Below are 19,296 nucleotides of genomic sequence, written 5' to 3'. Positions count from 1 at the left end.
CTTAAACCCCCTAAAAAAATAAACCAAATCTCAATGAACTAAACAAAACAATACCCCGTTTTGCGGGTGCAAATATAGAACCCTTTTTCTTTATGACAACAAAAAAAATCAACTATTTTTTAAAAAAAAATATAATATTCTAGAAACATTGACGTTACGAAGCAAAAAAAATCCTCACTCACATAAATACATTGCTACTTTCTTTAAATAACATTATAATTTTTACGTTTTATTTTTATCCTTCTCGCGTGAGGGATAGTCGTAAAATCCCACAGCCTGAGTTTACGAAGTGCGAGGAATTGAAACAAATAGCCCGACCGAAGTGTAACGAAGGGGACGCCAAAAACAAAAAAGAGTCTTTATTAAATAATTACTGGCTATATCTTTTCTATTTTAACCACAATAGATTTACTTATTGGCGTATGACTTTTATCTGCAAAATGATTATACGGAACCAGAACATTGGTTTCTGGAAAATATGAAGCTAAGTTTCCTTGAGGAATATTATAAGGTATTACCAAAAAATTAATTGCTTTTCTTTCTTTATCATTATAATTACTTATCAAATTAACTATATCAAGTTTCTTCAATCCATACTTTTTCATATCCTCTTCATTCATAAGTACAATTCTTCTTTCATTATATATTCCTCTGTACCGATCATCTAAACCATAAATTGTAGTATTAAACTGATCATGAGAACGAATAGTCATTAATATAAACTCGTTTTCATCAATCTTATGTTTTGGCATGGCACAAACACTAAATTGTGCTTTACCATTGGGTAATTTACTAAAATCTAAATCTCTTACATTATTAGGAAGATAAAACCCTGACCCTTTGGATCGGTTATTTATATCATCAAATCCATTAAGAACTGCTTCAATTTTCTCCCTGATCAGTTCATAATGTTCGCTTAATTTTTTCCAATTTACCACATGTCCTTTATGAAAATAGGCATCTGCAATCCCTCCAATGATTTCGGGTTCGCTTTTTAGACTTTCAGAAGCTGGCTGCAACAATCCTTTTGATTGATGTACCTTTCCCATACTATTCTCTACAGTGAAGTATCTTGGTTTTCCATCTTTACTATCTAACTCTGATCGCCCAAGTGTTGGTAGTATCACCCCTGTTTTACCAGTGACTAAATGTGTTCTATTTAATTTTGTACTTACAGACACTGTAAGATCACAATTCTGAAGCGCTTCTGCAGTATATTCTGTATCTGCGGCTGCAGACAAGAAATTACCTCCTAACGCAATAAACACCTTAGCTCTACCTTCATACATAGCCTCTATAGCATGTACCGTATCTAACCCTTCTTTATCTGGAGGCGTAAAACCAAAGGTATTTTCTATCGCCGTATTTAATGTCGGTGAAACATGGTGCATAATACCAACTGTTCTATCTCCTTGTACATTACTATGCCCTCTTACCGGACATGTTCCGGCCCCTGGCTTTCCTAAGCTTCCTTTAAGCAATAATAGATTTACACATTCTTTTATATTATCAACACCATTTTTGTGTTGCGTTAATCCCATAGCCCAACATATAATAATCTTATTATTATTAGCCAACAACTCCACTACTTCATCTATTTTACTTTCTTCTACTCCACATAATGCTAAAAGCTCTTCCTCAGAATATTTCTCTACATCTTTTATCAAGTTTTCATATCCCTGAGTATAGGTGTCTATAAATTTATGATCAAACACATCACCTCTTTCTTCATCTAATACTTTAAGTTTTTTAATGATTAGTTTTAAAAGAGAAACATCCTGATTTATTTTTACCTGGAGATGGATATCTGTCAATCTAGTTCCTGAAGATAAAACTCCTTTAATTTCTTGAGGGTTTTTAAATCGAATCAGACCGGCTTCTTCTAATGGATTAATACTAACAACCTTCCCTTTATTTTCTTTACATTTCTGTAAAGCAGACAACATTCTGGGATGGTTTGTCCCTGGATTCTGGCCTATAACTAGGATTACTTCTGCCTTATCAAAATCCTCGAGCTTGACTGATCCTTTTCCTATACCTAATGTTTCACTCAAGCCTACTCCACTTGATTCATGACACATATTTGAACAGTCTGGCATATTATTCGTTCCGAATGCTCTAATAAAAAGTCCATACAAAAAAGCCGCTTCGTTGCTAGATCTACCCGAAGTATAAAATACACCTTCGTCTGGCGAATCTAGTTTATGTAATTCATCTGCTATTAATCGATATGCTTCTTCCCAGGAAATGGGTTCATAATATACACTACCTGGTTTTAGAATCATTGGTTCTGTTAACCTTCCACTTTTACCAATTTGGTAGTCTGACCAATGTGATAATTCTTCTACTGAATATTTTTCAAAGAAACTTTTATCTACTCTTTTGTTTGTTGCTTCTTCTGCAATTGCTTTTGCTCCATTTTCGCAATATTCTCCCAATTTTGAAGGTGCATCTGGATCCGGCCAAGCACACCCAGGACAATCAAATCCGTCTTTTTGATTCATATGTGCCAGAGTATGTAGTGATTTTACCACCCCCATCTCTTTGAATGCGTGTTGAAGAGCGACTTTGACTGCTGGTATTCCTGCTGCATATTCTGCAGGTTCTTTAAGTTTAATCCCGGTGAATTCTGTGGGTCCGAGTATAGAAATATTTCTCTTTTTGATGGTGCTCATTGGTATATTTTAAAGTCAGCAATATTGGGTAATGCTGATCACTATCAAAGATACATCAAAATGTATAATCCTTATCAACAAGGATGCGTTCTACACTCTAAATTACGATTTTGGATTAGATTTTTAGCTATATGTTATACAAAGGGTAGTAGCTATAAAAGTATATAGCCTTCCTTAATGAAAGAGTTTCCTGAAAATTAGGTCGCAACTATATTGATTTTATTTATTTAGGCATAAACCTTGAAGGATCTTCCTTAACTTTTTCTTCTTCTGTGGAATAGTTTCTTCTATATTCTGGTTCTTTTTTCTGCAGTAAGGTTTCTTTGATATTGCTTTGCTCTTCTTTAAACAACAACATTTCCTTCTTCTTCTTAAATCTATAAATTATATAGCACAGCAATACACCTCCTCCAATAGACCATGTAAACACTGCTTCCTGGGTAAAAAAAGTAATTCCAAGAATAAGCAAAAGAAATCCCCAATACTCCATATTCATCCAAAATATAGTATGCTGATTTTGTAAAACTATTTGTTCTCCAGTTTTCGGGTCTATAGAAGGTTTTGGAGAACTATTCCATTTATGACCTAACACTATACTAAACAAACCTGACACGATTAGAGGCAAAGCAAAGCCATACTGAGCATAATCACTTGACAATGCAAAAAGCAAAATAAAAAAAGTAGCAGCTAAAACCAAAACCGTTAAAATCCCTCGTCCTTTCCAAATAAGAATCATAATTCAAAAATTAATTTCAACACAATTAGTATTTTAATTGACTAATTATACAATTACCTAAATATTAACACATATTACATTACTAATATAACAAATCCTAGAAGTCGATGGTTAATTTCTGAGTTTTAAAAAGACATTGCAACATTAAAAATTAAATAATGAATTACTTAATACCATGAATAGAATGTCTTTTAATTTTCTAAGGAATTGTTCCTATCTCTCTTAACTTCCAGTCTCCTTTTTTCTTTATAAATTGAAAACTATGCTGCCCTCCTTCATGCTCAGCACTGGGTTCTGTAGTAGTCACTAAAACTTCATACAATTCTACTTCTTCATTGTCATTTTTATAGAATATTGTCTTTTTCTCTTTGAGAATTGACACAAATTCTGGATTAAAAATCAAATCAAAATCTTCATTTATAAATCTATCTATTGGGATATATATATCTTTATCATATAGTTGATTATACCAATCTGGATCTGACTCTCTTTTAGCATCTAATTCTTTTTGATCTGCTAAAGTATTTTCTAAGCATAAATAACATCGTATTGTTTTACTTGATACCTCTTTAAATGCTGCTTTATCTTTTTCCTGAACTATTGTCAAAAAATTTTCCCAGGTTTTTTCTATTCCATTTTCAACCAAAGAGCTTTGATCTTCTTTTTTTAATTTCACACAAGAATAAAGTATAGTAACAAGAAGAAGTGTTGTAGTAATTTTCTTAATCTTCATAATCTTAAATACTAGTTAATACCATTTCTCATATGAAGTAACCGTATAAATTGTCTCTTTAGATCTCATGTTGTGTTGCAAAATTGATCGATAGCTATGGCTATCCATAAATTTTCTTCCTTACTTAAAATCAAAATAGTTCAATTTCGTATTTCAGTAATTTTATATAAGAATTGGTATAATTTCAAAACCTGAAATTATCGTATTCTATATTCTTATCCAAATTGGAAATATAATAGTATTGCCAAAATGATTTGATTAAAAATTGATTAAAGAAAGAAATTCCAAACAATACCAAAACGAAGTACAGCATCACGAGTTGCATATCCTGGTGTAGAAAACTCTTTATTTTGACTAAAGGCTTCTCCAAAATTTTCAACCTTGAAAAAAATGCGCGTCTGTCTCACTTTAGCATTAAAGAATAAGTCAACCTGTGGAAAATCTCCTATTTCCTGATCATTTTGAACATAAAATTCTGCCAGAACAGGATCGTAAGCATCTGCTGTATAACTGGTGAAATATTTAAAAGTGACTCCTGCCTGCAAGAAAAGTGCATTTTTCTTGAACCAATGATCTTGATAGTATAAACTATTTCTTGTAACGACCCTTGGGATGTTATATACCTGGTTTCCGCCTCCTACATTCTGATACATCACAGTATTGTCCAGACCAAGTTTCCATAATTTAATCCCTTGAGTAACTTTTACTTTTAGGATATCAAGAGTTTCTGAAGCTTGCAACGGAATAGTTGCCCCATCTGCATTTTTAGCAAAATATGTATAGTTATCTATCGTAGAGAAACTCCCTTCTACTTCTGCAATTTTTTTTGCTTTAATATTTACCTGTATTTTCTTCGTTTCTATATTAGAAAAATTATCATTTTGCCAGTTGTAATTTACATAATCACTTTGATAAAGAAGAAAGTTATAATTTGGAGCAACCTCACTAGCGCTTATCTTTGCCTGAATACCATATTTTTCATTCAGCTCATATCCTGCGCCTGCATTAAAATAGTTCCCTTTAAAACCTTCGTTATTACGTCCTTCGGCATTTTGAGATACAATTGTTTTTCCGTCTGCAAATATTTGAAAACCTTTATATGTATTATGATACTCACCACCAACAGTGAATATATCTCCTTTTATACGATTGGTAATATTAATTTGATTATTCGCGTCATCTACCTGATTTAAAATCGTATTATATCCATAATTATAATTAGAGTTTCCTCCCAGTACACGCAAATTACCCAACCAATCGTTTGTAAAATCAACAAACACATTATTTGTAAAATCTTCTAAAGCTACATTATCTGCAATAGCTCCTGACACATATGCCTCTCCTAGGAGGTTATTAGGTGCAATTGCAGCCTGATCAAAACGAAACCTTTTATCTGTAATATCTAAAATATGACCAAAAGACAATCCCGTAGATGTACTATCTGTTTTTTTAATTATTGCATACTCATGATTTAAGTAAAATCTTTTACCAAGAAGGATATTTTCTGCATCTTCATAATTGACACTTATTGAGCCTCGGTCTGCAAATTCACTTTCCTCACCTACAAATTCTCCTCGAGCTAAATATTGATCTAGCCCTTCTTCAGACAATCCTCCATTTTCTTCATTCAGTAAATCCTGAGTTACAAAATGTGTACGCACTTTATATCTATCATTCTTTGTAACATAACTTGCCGTTGCCCTAAAATTACCTGTACTGGTTAACGCATGTTGGTATTTCCCTAACGAACGCACTCCTTTATAAGCAATAGAAAGATTTAACCTAGGTGAAGTATTTACTGTAAAAAAAGCATCTAATTGTTGTCCTTGTTCAAAAGTAGTATTAAAATATAGTTCTGTAAGTGGCGTAGCTACCTGATAATATTTTATATCATCAGCTTCCATAAAATTAAAATGTCTTGATCTGGCTCCAAAGAGTGGCAATAAATGATCTCTCTCTTCTCGTTTTATAAGACTATTATAAGATTGGCCAATATTATGAATGGGTAACAATCCAAAATCATCTCTTCTAAGGTAATTAAATTTATAATCCTTTTGTATCGTCAAAGTAGTATCCACTAAGGTGGTATCATTATCTATTGTAATGATTTTGTATGATGTTATAGGCGGTTTCTCCTTTTCCTTCTTTGGTGCGAATTTCCTCTCAAGCCCATTAGAATTTTGATTTGGATCTTCTTCTTGATTCCTATCCTGTGCCCAAATCACTGAAACTGATAGTACTAAAAATATAAGTAGTATGTTTTTTCTCATTAGAATGCTGAACTGTGGCAAAAATATACTTTTTTAACGAAAGTAAATCATACTCATTGTTTGTTTAAGTTAACTTTTTCTTCAATTTTATCTGTTTACATTTATTGTTTTGATGTATCAGACAGAATTCGCTAATAATCATTTTGATTACTCATAAATACTTTATATTAATTCATTTCCAAAAATAGTTTTTAGGTATTCTATTCATACTGTATCTTCGCGTTATGCTTACTTTAAAACTAAATCCTGATATACTCGAGTGCGGAACAGATGAAGCCGGACGTGGATGCCTGGCAGGGCCTGTTACTGCAGCTGCAATTATATTACCTGACGATTTTAACAATACCATTCTAAATGACTCCAAACAACTTAGTGAGTCCAAAAGAAAACAATTAAAACCGCTATTAGAAGACTGCGCTTTGACCTATGGTGTGACACATATTTTTATGGAAAAGATTGACGAGATCAATATTCTAAATGCTTCTATCCTTGCAATGCAACAGGCTATAGAACAATTACAACCTCAGCCAGAACATATCATCATAGATGGAAATAGATTTAAACCATATCATAATATACCTCATACTTGCGTTATTAAAGGAGACGGAAAATATTTAAATATTGCGGCTGCCTCGGTACTCGCAAAAACATATCGTGATGAGTTTATGGAAAAAATACATGAGGAATTCCCAATGTATAACTGGAAAAAGAACAAAGGATATCCTACGGTAGAACATAGAAATGCAATTCGTAAGTATGGAATTACCAAATATCACAGAACCAGTTTTAGGTTATTACCAGAACAACTCACACTAGATCTCAAATAATTATATCTTTGAGATCTAAACAATAAGGAAACTAAAATATATTTGGATTATATTTCAATTATTAAATTTGGACTTTATATTTAACACATCAGAAAACTAAAAAATTTTATTTTGATCAATGAATTTAGGAACACAAAACTCACACATATAATGAAAAGAATAGTTGTCGTTCTTTTAGTTTTTATGGCTATTTCTTGTGATGATATTTCAAAAACATCAAATTCTTTAATCGATCACATTCCCAGAGATGCTCAGGTTATTATAAAGATTAATGATTTAGAAGGAGCTATGAGCAAGTTAAGAGATAATAATTTTATTAAAAACAACAATCAAATAGCTTTTTTTGAGTATTTCAAAAAACTCTCTATTCTAGATGAAACTAATCAGTCAGAAGGGCTCTTATGTTTTTCTCCTCTGGGTAAAAATGATTTTGAATATACTTATATTTCAAAATTTAATCCTGCAACTATCAATCAAGATTCATTAAAAACCAAAACGATTGAGACTATAAATTATGCTGAAAATACTATTTACAAAATTACATCAAAAGGACAACCATTCTTTGCTACCAGACAAGATAGCCTGTTAATTGCTTCTTCTTCTCAGTTATTTATAGAGAATGCAATTCGAATGAAGGCCACTCCAATTCCTATTGATAAAGATTTACAAAAAGTATATGAAGTCTCGAGTACAGACAATACTATGTCTGTACTTATAAATGGTAAGAAATTACAAAATATTCACAACTCTTTTCTTCCGAGTGCAACTTTAGAAAGCTTACAGAATTTTAGTGGTTGGATATCTGTAGATGCTTCTGTAGATCAAAATGCCATACGTCTTGATGGTATTGCCATAGAAAAAGATTCTTTATCAAGTACTATTGGCATCTTTGACAATACAATAGCACAAGAAAACAGAATCTCAAGAGTTACCCCGGTGACTGCAAAAGGTTTTGTATCTTTTACTTATGATGATTTTGATATCCTGAAAAAAAACCTCTCTATGGCTCAGGACAGGGCATTGGAAGATATTCCTGAAGATCTTGATGAATTATTATCTGGAGTTACCGAAATAGGCACTATTTTTCTAGAGAAAGAAAAAGTACTAGTCTTAAATTCTTTAAATGGAGAAACTGCTAAAGAGAGTTTGGCAGGTGACCGAGTAGAGACTTATAGAAACACTACGATATATAGCTATAAAAACAGTGCTTCTTTTTCTCAAATCCTTACCCCTTTAGTTAAAGATTTTGAGGCTAAATTTTATACCATTCACGGAAATTTTGTCATTTTTAGTTCTTCTATCAATTCTCTTAGAGATGTTATTTCTAATATTTTGAATCAAACATTACTTCATGATCAAAATTATTACAAAAATACTATTAAAGATTTATCTGATCATGCATCAATACTAATCGCTGGAACTGTCAAAAATATAAAACAATACATTTCAGAAAATGCAGAAGAAGAATATAGTACGCAATTAAAAGAGATAAAAGACAAGGGATATCAGATTGGTTTAATACAGGTTATAAAAGAAAATGATTTTGCTCATATCCATAGTATCTTGCAAAAGAATATGGTTAAAGGTGCAGCAACATCGGTTACACAAACGGCCTCTACATCCTTAGAACATAATCTTCTTAACAAGCCTATTCTTGTCAAAAACCATAGAACAAAAGGTATGGATGTTGCCGTACAGGATATTCAAAATAATCTTTATCTCATCTCTGACAAAGGTTCTATATTCTGGAAAAAACAAATTGACGGTGAAATCCTTGGTGATATTCAGCAAATCGATATTTTTAAAAATGGCAGATATCAATTACTATTCAACACTGCTAACACATTATACCTGGTTGATCGTGATGGTAAAGATGTCAAACCATACCCTAAAAAGTTTGATGATGAAATCACACAACCTCTAGCCTTATTTGATTACGACAAAAGCAAACGCTATCGTATTATTATAACTCAAGGCAATCAGATAAAAATGTTTAATGCCGAAGCTGAAGTGGTCACAGGGTTTGGATTCAAAAATACCGAAACGGATCTTATCATGAAACCGAAGCATATTAGAATTGGAACAAAAGATTATATCTTACTTTCTGAAAAGAATGGAAAATTAACTATTCTTGATCGATTAGGTAAACCAAGAGTCAATGTAAAGGAGAAAGTTGATTTTTCTAAAAATGAATGGTATCAATATCTCGATAAATTCACCTCAACTACGAAGAACGGAAAACTGATTCAGATACAAAATGACGGAAACGCTGTAGAGCAAAATTTAGGTTTGCAGGAAGATAACAGAATGGTGTCTACCAACAAAACGCTAGTAACATTTTCAGAAAATAAATTAACCATAAAAGGAAAAACTCTAGAATTAGATTTTGGAGTATACACCGAACCTAAACTCTATTTTATCAATAACAAGATCTATATAACTATAACAGATATACAAGCAAAAAAAGTATATCTCTATGATAGTAATGCAGAATTGTTTCCTAATTTCCCTGTATACGGAAATTCAGTACTAAGTCTTGGCAATATGGATAAAGATCCTAATCTGGAGTTTGCAGTGCAAGGTGAAGAAAACAGTATTTTGATCTATCAGATAAATTAGATCATACCTAAAATTATTACTAAAAACCGAAGGTGAAACTTCGGTTTTTAACTTTAATAGAATCCTTGTTACTTCCTGTTGACTAACACTTTCCTTTGTCAAAAACCTTAAAACAATTACTAACAAAAATTAACACTACGTTAAGATTTCATTTAGATTTTAGGCTCGTTGCGTTAAAAACGGGCTCCTAAGTACTAAATTTTAAGATTTTGAGTTGTACAAATCAACTAACACAAATCAACTAAATCATGAAATCCAGTATTTTACACAAAATACTGATATTCACTTTTTTATTAGTGAATATTAGTGTTAATGCTCAATTATGGAACCCCATATCTCCCAGCACCGTACAAGCCAAATCTCAAGAGCTTAGAAAAACAACCCCTAATCAATATCAACTATTTAACCTAAACACTACTGCTTTAACTTCTATTCTTAAAAACACACCTTCCAGAGTACAGCAAAAAAGTTCAAATATCATAATGGAACTTCCTACTAAAGATGGTATATTGAAAAAATTCAGAGTCCTTGAAGCTTCCATTTTTGAAGATGGTCTTGCTAAAAAGTTCCCCAACATACGATCCTTTATTGGCTATGGAATAGATGATCCTACATCTGTAGCGAGATTTAGTTTTTCAAAAATCGGACTCCACGCTATGATAACTTCTGGAAATCATGGCACTATATATATTGATCCATATAGTAAAGACAAAGAAAATTATATCTGCTATGCTAAAGCAGATTTACCCTCAAACCCCAACAGTTTTAAATGTTTGGTAGAAGACAATGTCAAATCTAATTTCTCTAACCAAAAAATCAATAGTATAAAAAATGCTAATGACAGTAAATTAAGAACATTTAGGCTTGCTGTTGCCTGTACCGGGGAATACTCTCAATTTCATCTCAATAATCAAGGAATACCTGCAAGTGCTTCTGATCAGGTAAAAAAACAAGCTGTTCTTTCTGCTATAAACACTACCATGACCAGAGTTAATGGTATTTTTGAAAGAGACTTGGCCTTGACCATGGTACTCGTAAATAACAATGAAGATATTATCTTTCTAAATGCAAGCACAGACAATCTTAGTAACAGCAATGCTAATGCATTAATAAATGAAAGTCAAACCGTTTGTGACAATTTTATCGGTTTTAATAATTATGATATTGGACACGCCTTTAGTACAGGAGGAGGAGGATTAGCACAACTTAGATCTCCATGCACCAATTCTAAAGCTAGAGGTATTACGGGAAGTCAACGTCCAATAGGAGATCCATATGATGTAGATTATGTAGCACATGAAATGGGGCATCAATATGGTGGTAATCATACTCAAAATAATAGTTGCCAGAGATCGAATGCTTCTGTAGAGCCAGGAAGCGCTTCTACAATTATGGGCTACGCCGGTATTTGTTCTCCAAATGTACAGAATAATAGTGATGCATATTTTCATGCTATCAGTATCCAGGAAATGTGGCAAAATATTTCTCAAGGAAATAGTAGATGTGGCTCACAAAGTAATACAGGAAATGCCGCTCCTACTGCCAATGCAGGACAAAACTATACTATCCCAGCATCAACACCATTTGTATTAAAAGGTATTGGATCAGATTCTAACACTGGAAATAGTCTTACATATTGTTGGGAGCAAATGGATTCGCAACCTGCAACTATGCCCCCATTAGCTACTTCGACTGGTGGGCCAGCTTTTAGATCATTGAATCCTACATCTTCTCCCGATCGATATATGCCTGCAATATCGACAGTAATTGCAGGACAAACTTCATCCACATGGGAAGTTATTCCTTCTGTAAGCAGAACAATGAATTTTAGGCTTACTGTAAGAGATAATGCTTCTGGTGGAGGTAGTACTGCAAGTGATGATACTCGAATCACTGTTACTGACGCTGCCGGGCCATTTGTTGTAAGTACTCCTAATACAAATGTTAGCTGGGCTTCAGGATCAACACAAACTGTGACATGGAATGTAGCAGGAACAACAACCAATGGCGTAAACGCTGCTAATGTTGATATCCTACTATCTACTGATGGTGGAAACACATACCCAATCACTATTGCTACTGCTGTAGCTAATGATGGTTCTCAAAGTATTACGGTCCCAAATGCAGTAGGAACGCAAAACAGAATTATGGTTAGAGGATCAGGACATATTTTTTATGATATTTCTAACGCAAACTTTGAAATAACTCCGGGTAGTGGTGGAGATACTCAAGCTCCAACAATACCTGACGGACTCAACACTTCTAATATCACACAAAACTCTGTTGATCTTAATTGGAATGCCGCTACAGATAATGTTGGAGTTACAGGATACGATATATATCAAGGAAATACTGTAATCACAACAGTGTCAACTACCTCATATCAAGTAACCGGACTAACTGCCAATACTGCATATAGCTTTAGAATAAAAGCTAAGGATGCAGCAGGTAATATATCTGATTTTAGTGCTACAGCCAATGCTACAACACTTTCTCAACCAGATACTCAAGCACCAACAGCTCCTACTAATTTAACTGCTTCTAACACTACACAAACCACTACTGATCTAAACTGGAATGCAGCTACAGATAATATAGCTGTTAGTGGTTATGACGTATATAGAGGAACTACTGTGATTTCAACAGTAACTACAACATCATATCAAGCCACAGGATTATCTCCAAATACAACATATAGTTTTAGTATTAAAGCAAAAGATGCTGCAGGTAATGAATCCAATGCAAGTAATAGTATAAATATTACTACACTGCCATCTGGAGGTACTACTTCTTGTACAGGTGAAATTTCATCATTCCCATACACTGAAGGATTCGAAAACACCTTAGGAGCTTGGACACAAGGGACAGGAAATGATTTTAATTGGGTTACAAATGCTGGAGGAACCCCATCAAGAAATACTGGACCTTCTAGTGCAGTGCAAGGAACAAATTATATATATATGGAGTCATCTTCTCCTAATTATCCAAACAAAAGATCTATTCTTAACTCTCCTTGTTTTGATTTGAGCGCTCTTACAGCAGCAAACTTTACATTTCAATATCATATGTATGGTGCTTCTGGTATGGGAAGCTTAACATTAGAGGCTAGTTCTGATAATGGTATTACCTGGAATTCGGTTTGGTCTAAATCAGGGAATCAAGGAAACTCATGGCAATCTGAGAATATTGATTTAACATCATATCTAGGCTCTACAGTACAATTAAGATTTAATGGTATTACAGGTAACACATGGCAGGGAGATATGGCAATAGATAATATAAACCTTACTGAAGGAGGTGGGCAAACAACTTGTACTGACGTACTTATCACTCTTAATTTTGACGATTATCCTCAGGAAACAAGTTGGCAAATCACCGATAGTAATAATCAAGTTGTCGCTTCTGGAGGAACATACGCTTCTCAGCCTGATGGTTCTACACTAACAATTACTGAATGCTTAGATCCTGGAACATATACTTTTACACTTAATGATAGTTATGGAGATGGTATTTGTTGTGCTTACGGTAGTGGTTCATACACCCTTACATCACAAGGAACAACAATAGCCTCGGGCGGATCTTTTGGAACTTCTGAATCAACTACATTTACCATTGGTAATCCTTCTGCCAGAACACTAGTTACTATTGATAATACAACAACTACAGATCCTTTAGAAGTTTTTGTATTTCCTAATCCCGTAGGAGACCAGAGCGTATTAAATGTTATCGTTTCTAAGAAAGATACAAAATATGAGATTGTTAATATTCTTGGAAAAATTGTAATGAGAGGCGCATTAATTAAAAAGACAATTAACACAAAATCATTACCGTCTGGAGTATATATCTTAAAGCTCAATCCAGGAGGAGAAGGTAAATACAAATCGATTCAATTTGTACAGGAATAGGATAGGTTTAGTAAAAAAACGAATTAAGCGATGTATTGAAAAATGCATCGCTTTTTTTAGCTTCACAGAAACTATGTTATGCGACACTCCCTAGACTTCTGTATTTTGTGATATGAATTGCGCTTCAAACAAAATGGCAAAATGTTTTAGTAGTTTTTCTTTTACTTCTTCTTCGTTTACTTTTTCCTGTCCAAGTTCAACATTAAGGGATGTAACTGCTTTACCTTTTATCCCACACGGAATAATATTATCAAAATATCCAAGATCAGCATTCACATTAAGCGCAAAACCATGCATGGTAACCCAACGACTAGCTCGAACTCCCATTGCGCAAATCTTACGTGCAAATGGCGTTCCTACATCTAACCACACTCCTGTTTCCCCTTCACTGCGAGTTGCATTAACGTCATATTCTTTTAGCGTAAGGATGACCATTTCTTCAAGAAAACGAAGGTATTTATGAATATCAGTAAAGAAATTATCAAGATCAAGAATAGGGTATCCTACGATTTGACCAGGCCCATGATATGTTATATCCCCTCCTCGATTAATTTTATAAAATGTAGCTCCTTTTTCTTTAAGCTGCTGTTCTGATAAGAGTAGGTTACTTATATCTCCGCTTTTACCTAAAGTGTATACATGCGGATGCTCTACAAAAATGAAGTAATTCGGCGTATCTAATCCAGCATCTTCTCTTCGGTTTTTTACTTTGATATCTAAAATTCCTTTAAAAAGATTTTCCTGATATTCCCAGGTTGCTTTAAAATCTCTGCTTCCGATATCCTGTATTTTAACTTTTTTATTCATAGTTATAAAAGAAAAGCAAAGATACGACGATAAAAAAGAGTGAAAAGAGAATCGACTACTTTTCTAACTCTACTTCTACGTCTAGTATTTTAGGATTTTCCATAAATTCAATGAATCCAACTTCGAGAGTAAAGCTCTTTGCATCTAGACTAAAAGTAGCTTTGTCTGATGACATTTTTATTATTTTTCTCGGAAAACTATATTTCAATTTATATTTAGAACTTGCCAAAAACATTCTCATTTGTTCTAAACTATCAACATTTTTTTTCACCTTCTCGGCATCAATAATCTCAGTAATTCTACTAAACTTATTATTCTTGAAGCTATATTTTACTCTAGTACCATCATCTTCTGATATTGTCATTCCTGCAGGAGTCTGAGCATTATTTTTCCCCAACTCTTTACCACTCATTGTCATTGCAATTTTAAGATCCCTGAGTACATCTCCTAATTCTGAAACATCCCCAAAATCTTTATACATATCCATATTCATCTTCCCTAACTCAGAGTTCACCACCATATGCATTTCAAAGTCTTTTAATCTGTGTAGTTTTTCTTGTTGATCTGTTGGTAATTTAGAAATACTATCTTTATGTTTTTCTAAAAAGTCTTTAAAAACTAATATCGAATCTATTTCCTCCTTTTTTCCTTCAGAAACTTTATCTCCTCCCATTTTCATCAATTCTGAACCATCAAAATTTATCGAAATTTTTCCGGTTCCGTCTTCATTTAAATCTAAATTCTCAGAAAAATGACATCCTACCAAAAGTAAGGCAGAAACCATAGTTAAAATACCGTAATAAAATCTTTTCATATTATATTCATATTTATTCAGGTTTCTAAATCGTATCAAAATTATGATCATCCTTGTCAAGAGATTTCTTAAAACCCTTAGCCATTTTCTTTGTTTATGAGTAGTTTGTTTATACTTACAAAAGCTCAACTAATATACAACGATTAAAAAAAGTGAACAACGAACCTTATTTTATTCTTAGGTAACACGATACAAAAACTTAAAAAAACACTAGTTAGATTCTTGTATATCTCTAATTACCCAATCCATTTTATTATCTTTTTCCTTTGAGATTTTTTCAATGTAAACATCAGGCTTAATTCCAAAACCATCGGGTTGGATAGTATGAGGAGCATTTATTTTCATCAGCCCTACTCTCATATTTATTTTTGAATTTGGAAGTTCAATTATCGCAAAAAAACCTGCAATAGTACCGTTGTAGGCTCCACCGGTTTCTTTTCCTACAAAAGTAGCACGTTTTGTAGCTTTTAAATGAGTCGATAATATACTACTTGCTGAAAAACTTTCTCCATCAATTAAAACATAAATTTTACCATCAAAAGAATTAGGTTTTGGTTCTCTAAGTCTACTATATTTAAAATTAAAATATGGATCTCCATTTTCTTTTTTAACTTTAAACATTTGATACACAGACAGCACAGGTAACAACAACGTTGTCCCTGTTTTTTGCAACCATGATTTACTATGAAATAATGGATATAGAAAGCTCATACGTTGTGTCATTTTTGCTTTTTCGATAAACACATATTTTTTATTGGTCAAATACGAATAAAGTTCATCTATCTCTGCAAGCCTTCCGCCTAAATTCCCTCTTAAGTCAATAACTAAGTTCTTACAATTTGCTGAATCAATTTTTGAAAAACTTTCCTTGTAAAAATCTTTATAATTGCCTTTGGTAAAGCGTCTGATTTTCATATACGCAATGCTAGAAGCAGTATCAGAAGCTATAAACCTAAAATTTCTATTGTATTCTTTTTTATACTTATCAAAACCATATTTATTATAATGCTTCCGTAATCTCTTATTCTCTTTTTTAATTATTTTTTTTTCTGATTTACTAATTTTTACAGCTGGGACTACCACTGTATCCTTGTTTAAAACCTTTTTCTCTTTACTATAATTGGCATACAAATAACGTGAATAAATACTATCATTAGTTTTTAATCTCATTAACACACTGTCTTTTTGTTGATGTGTTCGGGTATAAAGAAAGCCAAACCCTCTACTCGTATATTGAGGAATAAAAGTAGTATTATACCCATCTCCTGTATGTAACTTCTGAAAAGAATCTAATAAATCACTTATTTTTTCATTATCCACACTCAATAGCTCAGAACCTACCACAACAGTGCTGTCTTTACCATAAATCTTATTTACAAATAGCTTATTATCAATCCCACGAAATGCTAAAGATCTAAAAGGAGAACTTCTTTTTCCTCTAACTTTTTTTTCTTTTCTGGTTTGCTTAGTTCTTGGAGAATAAATAGCCGTATGCCCTTGCCTAATACTAGCCACTACCGGTGCAAATTGCTTATAAAACTCTAAACTGGATATAGGTTGTTGTACACTAGCTTTTAATTCATTTATTTTTTGATCTAATGAATCTTTACTAATATACCAATATAAATCAGGATGTAACCTTTGCAACTTATGATATGCAAAATCAATATCGCTACGTACTTGTTCTGGGCTATGTAATGTACTAATCTGTTGATTGTATTTTTTTACTGAAGAACAACTTGCCAATAGCACAATTAGCAAACATATAAGTACTTTTTTTATCATAAATCTTTGGTTTTTTATTTTATTCAGCGAAATGTGTGCCACATTTTAAGTCAATTAACTTAACTGCCACTGGTCATCCAAAGCTATGAAAGATTTATGGATTATTTTGGATTATTAAGTATTACCAATGCGGCAATTACACCAGGAACCCAACCGCAAATGGTTAATAATAAAACTATTAAAACTGACCCGCAACCTTTATCCAATATTGCTAAAGGAGGAAAAAAAATAGCCAACAAAACTCTCCAAATACTCATAATTAGTAGTCTAAATAAATTAAATGTTATAATTATATGTATTCAAGAATTTTATTATGTTACAATATTATTGTAAAATTAATCTCTATATTTTCAACTAGTTTTATGATTAACATGAAATTTCAATACCTTATTCTCTACTTTATTCTATTCGCGAGTCCCAAAATGCTATTCGCACAATACGAATTTTCTGGATATGTTGATAAGCAAAATTGGTCTGGAGATATCTATCTATCATTAATCGAAGATTACCGACAATTATCAGGAATATACCCTGAGCAAATTATTCAAAAAGTAACTAGTGACTCTTTGGGGTATTTTAGTTTTTCTGGTGACAATCTCCCATCAGAAAACCGTATGTATAGAATACACATGGAAAATTGCTCTGAGCATGAAAAAAAAGCAGTGCATTTTAATGGATTTTGTTCAGATAGTAAAGAAATCCTATTCATTGCTAACAATAATGATACGCTCACACTACCTTTTTCTTTTGACAAAGAAATGTTTTGTAAAATTATTTCGAATAATCAAAAGAGCAATGCTTTTATAAAAGTAGATTCGATTATTGGTGAAATGCGTTTTGCCTTTGCTTCCTATAGGAGTGAAACTAATCGAAAAATAAATACAAAAAAATGGTTCTCTACTTTACAACGTTATGCACGAGATCAAGGCGAACCACTTACAGAACTTTATATATATGCTTTTCTATCTGATAAGGCAAATAATTTACACGCTTACTATCTTGATGACCTAAAGCATAATTTGTACTATGATCAATTGTTAGAGCGACTTGAGGAAAAATACTCCAATAATACATATACAACTCAATATAAAGCAGAATTAGCTTCGGATAAGTTCTTAATTAGTTCTGGAAAAACTGCTCCTAAAAACTATTGGCTATGGTTAGTATTGATTCTATTAATTTCTTCGGTAACACTTAATATTTTTCAATTTGTAAAATCTCGAAGGAAAAATAATGTATATCCAAGCTTTGGAAAAAATCTTACACAGCAGGAGCAAAAAGTATTAGATTTCATTCTTGAAGATAAGACCAATAAGGAAATTGCCGCCTCTATGTTTGTAAGCATAAGTACAATAAAAACCCATATCAATAATTTATACAAAAAACTAGATGTTCGCTCCAGAGAAGAAGTTAAATCACTGTATATCAACAAATAAGTAAAATTCCACCCGGGATCTAGTCCCTATTTCAAACCCAGTTTTATTGATTTTACTCTCCCTTATCTTGAATTTTGATCACATATCTATTTATGAATTAAAAACAAGAATAATGAAAAGAGTCCTTTTAATTTTATCTGTAATTTCTATTAGTGTACTTACATCCTGTACCAATAATGCCTCTAGTAAAGTAAAACCTGAAAATGTGGCTGTGGCTAATGTTAGAGATGCAAAAGCCAAACTGTTACCGGTAATGACTTTTGATAAAACCAATCATGATTTTGGAATTATTGATGAAGGTGATATTGTAGAACATAAATTTACTTTTACTAATACCGGTAATGCTCCTTTGGTAATCATAAGTGCAAAAGGTAGCTGTGGATGTACTGTTTCTAAATGGTCAAAAGAACCTATTGCTCCGGGAGCAACAGGAGATATGCTGGTAACCTTCAATTCTAATGGTAAGCCTAATCTACAGAATAAGAAAGTTACCATAACTGCTAATACCACAACTGGTAAAGAAACTCTAAAAATTAAAGCCATGGTTACTCCTAAGAAAAAATCAGTTGCCAGTGGTATTCCTTTAAGCAAATAAAGGATTTAGAATCTTATACAAAGAAACCCTTCTGAATGGAAAGGGTTTCTTTAGATTAACAACCATAGTTTACAACCACTTAAACTTACTATAA

General features: G+C 32.6%; 13 protein-coding genes. 5 read left to right on the top strand and 8 right to left on the bottom strand.

Annotation, left to right across the window (positions count from 1 at the left end; all coding sequences use genetic code 11):
- Positions 1–377 precede the first annotated feature (377 nt).
- From PQF96_RS26285 to PQF96_RS26270, 4 genes are all read right to left on the bottom strand, one after another.
- Entirely contained in the window at positions 378–2,675 is a 2,298-nt protein-coding gene (locus tag PQF96_RS26285; RefSeq protein ID WP_271769882.1) for an FdhF/YdeP family oxidoreductase, read from the bottom strand.
- A 223-nt stretch (positions 2,676–2,898) separates the two neighbouring features.
- On the bottom strand, positions 2,899–3,411 hold the full coding sequence (locus tag PQF96_RS26280) for a hypothetical protein (RefSeq protein WP_271769879.1): 513 nt from the start codon (positions 3,409–3,411) through the stop codon (positions 2,899–2,901).
- Positions 3,412–3,610: 199 nt separating this feature from the next.
- Positions 3,611–4,144 carry a hypothetical protein gene (locus PQF96_RS26275; RefSeq protein WP_271769877.1) on the bottom strand — a complete coding sequence of 178 codons (534 nt, stop codon included), beginning with the start codon at positions 4,142–4,144 and terminating at the stop codon, positions 3,611–3,613.
- A 269-nt stretch (positions 4,145–4,413) separates the two neighbouring features.
- Positions 4,414–6,414, bottom strand: coding sequence for a putative porin (locus PQF96_RS26270; protein ID WP_143918918.1), 2,001 nt, complete (start codon positions 6,412–6,414; stop codon positions 4,414–4,416).
- A gap of 224 nt (positions 6,415–6,638) precedes the next feature.
- Between PQF96_RS26270 and PQF96_RS26265 the strand changes: the two genes are divergently transcribed.
- From PQF96_RS26265 to PQF96_RS26255, 3 genes are all read left to right on the top strand, one after another.
- Entirely contained in the window at positions 6,639–7,241 is a 603-nt protein-coding gene (locus PQF96_RS26265; RefSeq protein WP_271769876.1) for a ribonuclease HII, read from the top strand.
- Positions 7,242–7,391: 150 nt separating this feature from the next.
- On the top strand, positions 7,392–9,860 hold the full coding sequence (locus tag PQF96_RS26260) for a hypothetical protein (RefSeq protein ID WP_271769874.1): 2,469 nt from the start codon (positions 7,392–7,394) through the stop codon (positions 9,858–9,860).
- Positions 9,861–10,108: 248 nt separating this feature from the next.
- Positions 10,109–13,765 (top strand): reprolysin-like metallopeptidase, encoded by a 3,657-nt coding sequence (locus PQF96_RS26255; RefSeq protein ID WP_271769872.1) that lies wholly within the window; start codon positions 10,109–10,111, stop codon positions 13,763–13,765.
- A 90-nt stretch (positions 13,766–13,855) separates the two neighbouring features.
- Here the strand turns inward: PQF96_RS26255 and lipB are convergent, their stop codons facing one another.
- The 4 genes from lipB to PQF96_RS26235 all read right to left on the bottom strand — a co-directional run bounded on the left by lipB (position 13,856) and on the right by PQF96_RS26235 (position 17,428).
- Positions 13,856–14,572, bottom strand: a complete 717-nt coding sequence (lipB, locus tag PQF96_RS26250; RefSeq protein ID WP_271769870.1) for a lipoyl(octanoyl) transferase LipB — start codon at positions 14,570–14,572, stop codon at positions 13,856–13,858.
- Positions 14,573–14,627: 55 nt separating this feature from the next.
- Positions 14,628–15,386 (bottom strand): hypothetical protein, encoded by a 759-nt coding sequence (locus PQF96_RS26245; protein WP_271769868.1) that lies wholly within the window; start codon positions 15,384–15,386, stop codon positions 14,628–14,630.
- 210 nt (positions 15,387–15,596) lie between these two features.
- A complete protein-coding gene (locus PQF96_RS26240; RefSeq protein ID WP_271769866.1) occupies positions 15,597–17,171 on the bottom strand; it encodes a S41 family peptidase in 1,575 nt (524 codons plus the stop codon).
- A gap of 101 nt (positions 17,172–17,272) precedes the next feature.
- Positions 17,273–17,428 (bottom strand): YqaE/Pmp3 family membrane protein, encoded by a 156-nt coding sequence (locus PQF96_RS26235; protein WP_109433798.1) that lies wholly within the window; start codon positions 17,426–17,428, stop codon positions 17,273–17,275.
- A gap of 105 nt (positions 17,429–17,533) precedes the next feature.
- Here PQF96_RS26235 and PQF96_RS26230 point away from each other — a divergent pair, with 105 nt between their 5' ends.
- Together PQF96_RS26230 and PQF96_RS26225 are read left to right on the top strand one after the other, a co-directional pair.
- On the top strand, positions 17,534–18,607 hold the full coding sequence (locus tag PQF96_RS26230; protein ID WP_109433799.1) for a helix-turn-helix domain-containing protein: 1,074 nt from the start codon (positions 17,534–17,536) through the stop codon (positions 18,605–18,607).
- Between the two features lie 112 nt (positions 18,608–18,719).
- The gene (locus PQF96_RS26225) at positions 18,720–19,202 is read left to right on the top strand and encodes a DUF1573 domain-containing protein (RefSeq protein WP_109433800.1); all 483 of its coding nucleotides are present in this window, start codon (positions 18,720–18,722) and stop codon (positions 19,200–19,202) included.
- Positions 19,203–19,296 lie beyond the last annotated feature (94 nt).

The organism is Aquimarina algiphila, assembly GCF_947494415.1.
Lineage (GTDB): Bacteria > Bacteroidota > Bacteroidia > Flavobacteriales > Flavobacteriaceae > Aquimarina > Aquimarina algiphila.
This window is presented reverse-complemented; position numbering and strand designations above follow the sequence as displayed.

Coding starts and splice junctions, on each gene's coding strand:
- lipB (WP_271769870.1), bottom strand. CDS start 14,572: ATGAATAAAAAAGTTAAAATACAGGATATCGGAAGCAGAGATTTTAAA.
- PQF96_RS26225 (WP_109433800.1), top strand. CDS start 18,720: ATGAAAAGAGTCCTTTTAATTTTATCTGTAATTTCTATTAGTGTACTT.
- PQF96_RS26235 (WP_109433798.1), bottom strand. CDS start 17,428: ATGAGTATTTGGAGAGTTTTGTTGGCTATTTTTTTTCCTCCTTTAGCA.
- PQF96_RS26245 (WP_271769868.1), bottom strand. CDS start 15,386: ATGAAAAGATTTTATTACGGTATTTTAACTATGGTTTCTGCCTTACTT.
- PQF96_RS26275 (WP_271769877.1), bottom strand. CDS start 4,144: ATGAAGATTAAGAAAATTACTACAACACTTCTTCTTGTTACTATACTT.
- PQF96_RS26285 (WP_271769882.1), bottom strand. CDS start 2,675: ATGAGCACCATCAAAAAGAGAAATATTTCTATACTCGGACCCACAGAA.
- PQF96_RS26260 (WP_271769874.1), top strand. CDS start 7,392: ATGAAAAGAATAGTTGTCGTTCTTTTAGTTTTTATGGCTATTTCTTGT.
- PQF96_RS26255 (WP_271769872.1), top strand. CDS start 10,109: ATGAAATCCAGTATTTTACACAAAATACTGATATTCACTTTTTTATTA.
- PQF96_RS26265 (WP_271769876.1), top strand. CDS start 6,639: ATGCTTACTTTAAAACTAAATCCTGATATACTCGAGTGCGGAACAGAT.
- PQF96_RS26270 (WP_143918918.1), bottom strand. CDS start 6,414: ATGAGAAAAAACATACTACTTATATTTTTAGTACTATCAGTTTCAGTG.
- PQF96_RS26230 (WP_109433799.1), top strand. CDS start 17,534: ATGATTAACATGAAATTTCAATACCTTATTCTCTACTTTATTCTATTC.
- PQF96_RS26280 (WP_271769879.1), bottom strand. CDS start 3,411: ATGATTCTTATTTGGAAAGGACGAGGGATTTTAACGGTTTTGGTTTTA.
- PQF96_RS26240 (WP_271769866.1), bottom strand. CDS start 17,171: ATGATAAAAAAAGTACTTATATGTTTGCTAATTGTGCTATTGGCAAGT.